The 3,240-nt window shown below is 30.7% G+C and carries 4 protein-coding genes; 3 read left to right on the forward strand and 1 reads right to left on the reverse strand.

Annotated features, from left to right (window positions below; all coding sequences use genetic code 11):
• Positions 1 to 299 precede the first annotated feature (299 nt).
• From FTU44_RS14935 to FTU44_RS14945, 3 genes are read left to right on the forward strand one after another with little or no spacing between them, the layout of a single operon-like run.
• A complete protein-coding gene (locus tag FTU44_RS14935; protein WP_180051304.1) occupies positions 300 to 926 on the forward strand; it encodes a hypothetical protein in 627 nt (208 codons plus the stop codon).
• Between the two features lie 11 nt (positions 927 to 937).
• Complete coding sequence (locus FTU44_RS14940) at positions 938 to 1,435, forward strand: hypothetical protein (RefSeq protein WP_180051308.1); 498 nt, start codon at positions 938 to 940, stop codon at positions 1,433 to 1,435.
• Positions 1,436 to 1,488: 53 nt separating this feature from the next.
• Positions 1,489 to 2,046: a hypothetical protein gene (locus tag FTU44_RS14945; protein WP_180051311.1), complete on the forward strand. Its 558-nt coding sequence runs from the start codon at positions 1,489 to 1,491 to the stop codon at positions 2,044 to 2,046.
• 1,080 nt (positions 2,047 to 3,126) lie between these two features.
• Here the strand turns inward: FTU44_RS14945 and FTU44_RS14950 are convergent.
• The coding region (locus FTU44_RS14950) for a transposase (protein WP_180050720.1) at positions 3,127 to 3,240 on the reverse strand (114 nt) is incomplete at its 5' end.

A 3,240-nucleotide genomic window follows, 5' to 3' on the forward strand; every position in this document is an offset into this window, starting at 1 on the left:
CCCATTCGTCCAGGTAACAGATCTTTAATCTGTTCCCACTGCTCATCTTTTAATGCATAGCGTTTAGTCATAAAAGTATAATGGGGACAAGGCGGTTTTCCTCAAGCTAATTGATGACACGCCCTAGAAGACTCTTTAATTCGTGTATATAAATAGAAAAACTTTTTTATGAATAGATATGTCATTGTTTTTTCTTTCTAGAGTTAATAATCTTCTGAGGATTTTGAGTTAAACACCCTAACTTTTTAATATTTATAAGAGACTTTTTAATTATGCTTAAAATTAGATCGACATTGTTAATGCTTACTTCAACTCTTTTAATAGTCAGTTGCTCAAAAGATAATAATAGCCATGTTCAATCACAAAGTCAGAGTAATGAAAATAAAGCTATTGAGAAAGTAGCTGAAAAAATAGAACCAGAAGATGACCCTACTTTAAAAGGTACACCTGTTTTAGGCTTTAAGTTAAGGGATTCGACCTTTGATTCAGTAAAGAAACGATTAAATAATTATAAAATAAATGGGGAGTCTTATGCTGGAGGGCCAGTTTTAGAAAATGATGGATCTGGCTTTGATATAGATGGTCTGCTATTTACTCAGTTTGGTTTTGATAAAAATCAAAAGTTAGTTTATGTGTGGATGACACTAAGTGAAAATAATCATATGTCAAAAGAGACATACAAAAAAATTGTGAGTTATGTGCAGAAAAATAATTACAAAATTATTCGTGAAAAAGCCCCTTTTGTTGGCGATCAAGAAACAGTATTCCTTACACCAAACAATGAAATGATTACAATTAGCGCTCCACATATGGGGGGCTTTAAAGTAAATATTGAATATGTTACTCAAGAATTTGAACAGCAAAGATCCCAAATAAATCAAGAAAGTCAACAGAAAAAAAACCAGTCAGAAGCGGCTAATTTTTAAGGAGTACATGTGTGAAAAAATCAATACTACTCGCGGCATTTTTCATATTTTTTACTGCAAGAGCAGAAGCAACAACCCTTCAGCAGCAGATTAATAACCGTGTACAAGTATCTATAAAAAATTTGAATTTAGAAAGCAAAAAATATGCTACTGATTCAGATTATTTAAAATTTTCTCTAAAATCTAAGGAAGTTATCACTGCTGATATTAATCACAATGGAATTAAAGATAAAATTATAGTACTTGATTTTTGTGAAGAAACGAATTGTCATCCAACAACAATGAGTTCAGAAGTGGCCGTTTTTATTGGTAAAAAAGATCAAAAATTTAACTTCTTAGACTCAAAATATTTTGCTGTGACAGCGAGTATTCAAAAAGATAAGAAGGGACATATTAGCGTTCATCAATATGATTATTTTGAGAATGACGGACATTGCTGCCCTAGTCGTTTAACTAAATTTAATCTTACCGTTAAAGATGGGAAATTAATTTCTAGTAAAATAAATTAAATCTATTAAATTCAGAATCTTATTCTAAATTAATGTGCTCTAGGATATTTTTTATGTATCATTTTATTAATACGGCTTTAATATTGTGTGTAACAGTAGCATCTTCATCTGTAATGGCAGCTCCACAACTATTTAATGTAGAGCTAAAAGGTGCAACACGTGATCAAATTCGCTCAGCATTGCAAAATACCAATGTTAAAGTGGTTCGTGAAGACAACAACTACTGGATAGATAAATACAATTCTAATGCTGTATTGGAAGGTACTACAGAATTAAATTTTGGATATACATCCAATGGAAAATTTGCTTATGCAGAATATAAATTTCCCGTATTCATGGACTCAGGAAAAATTCTAGAGGTTGCAAATTTTGTTTCATCAAAATATGGAAAACCGAGCCAACGTTCAGGAAATCCTAGTCTTGGAGAAGCAAGTTTTACCTGGAATTTCAAAAATGGTATGAGTATCACGGCATATCGTGGTTGGCCTGATACTACAACGTATTTGAATTACACAGATAAAATAAACTATTCAAAAATGAACAATGAAATAGAAGCTGAAAAAAAACGACAACTTCAACAGAAAGCGCAACAACAGGGATCCGCATTTTAGATAAAGATTTACTGGCAACATACTCTACAATAATTGAATGTGTTGCCTTATCTGCATATGCCGATTGATGTTGTTCTATGCGTTATCAAAATTAATTTAAACAGGTTTTGTATAGCTGACTTCTCTTCAAAATATAACTTTATCTCTATTTAGCAATTAGTAAAATGAGTCTCTATAGCAGGAACCATGATCACTCATGATTAAAAATATGGATTCATTCAAACTGACTTATATATATTTCTTTCCAGTGGTCTTTTTTCCATTTTTAAATATTTATCAATTTAGAAATGATGTGGACATTAAGGCTTGGTTATTTAGAAATTTGCTTGTCAGTTTTATAGTTATTTTGATCCCAATGTTTCTTAGTTTAAGTATGATGATTACCAAGTTTTTATACAAAGATCAGGATAAAAATACAGAATATCGTGCAATAGGTATAGGGCTACTATGTTTTATATTTTTGACAGGAATCAACTATTACCAATTTCAGAAATTCACAGTCGGAACAGACCTATCGATTGACTATTATCGTATGGCATTAATGCTAAGCTTTCTTACTGCCTGTTTCATATCTAGCCTGTACTTCACATTAAAATATAAGAAATATTCACAAACATACTTAGTAAACTTCAATACAAAAACAATGAGATTGATGGCAAGTACAGTTATAACATTCCTAATTACAATGATTGCTTTTTTTGTTGTCTAGAGCTTATTCGTTATTAAAAATCATTCTTTTTAAAATCCTATTATTTTTAAGGGAGGAAATTGCCAGTTTCCACGTCATATCTCAAAAACTGAGAATTGCAAATTAATTAGTGCATATATTGTTGCCGAAGATGACCAACTTTGACAAATCACCTAGTTATTTATTTTGCTTATAATTTAAGTTTTAAATATTAATAAATATGATATGAGGCTTAATTTAAGATACGACATATAAGTCCATTAATCATTTTAAAACCCAAATAAAATTAGATATATCAATATTATTGATATAAATTTAGTACGACAAATCTTGTCTTTCTATCTCCAATTTTGCTGAAAAATTTTTATTTATCGGTACACTAGGGCGTGTCATCAATTAAGCCAAATGATTGTTGAAGCCAGGTAGATCGCTGATAAGAAGTTTTGAGCCAATTTATCATAGCGTGTGGCAATAGCACGATACTGCTTGAGCTTGGCAAAAAAGTT

It is taken from the genome of Acinetobacter sp. YH12105 (genome assembly GCF_013419095.1).
In the GTDB taxonomy this organism is placed as follows: domain Bacteria; phylum Pseudomonadota; class Gammaproteobacteria; order Pseudomonadales; family Moraxellaceae; genus Acinetobacter; species Acinetobacter pseudolwoffii.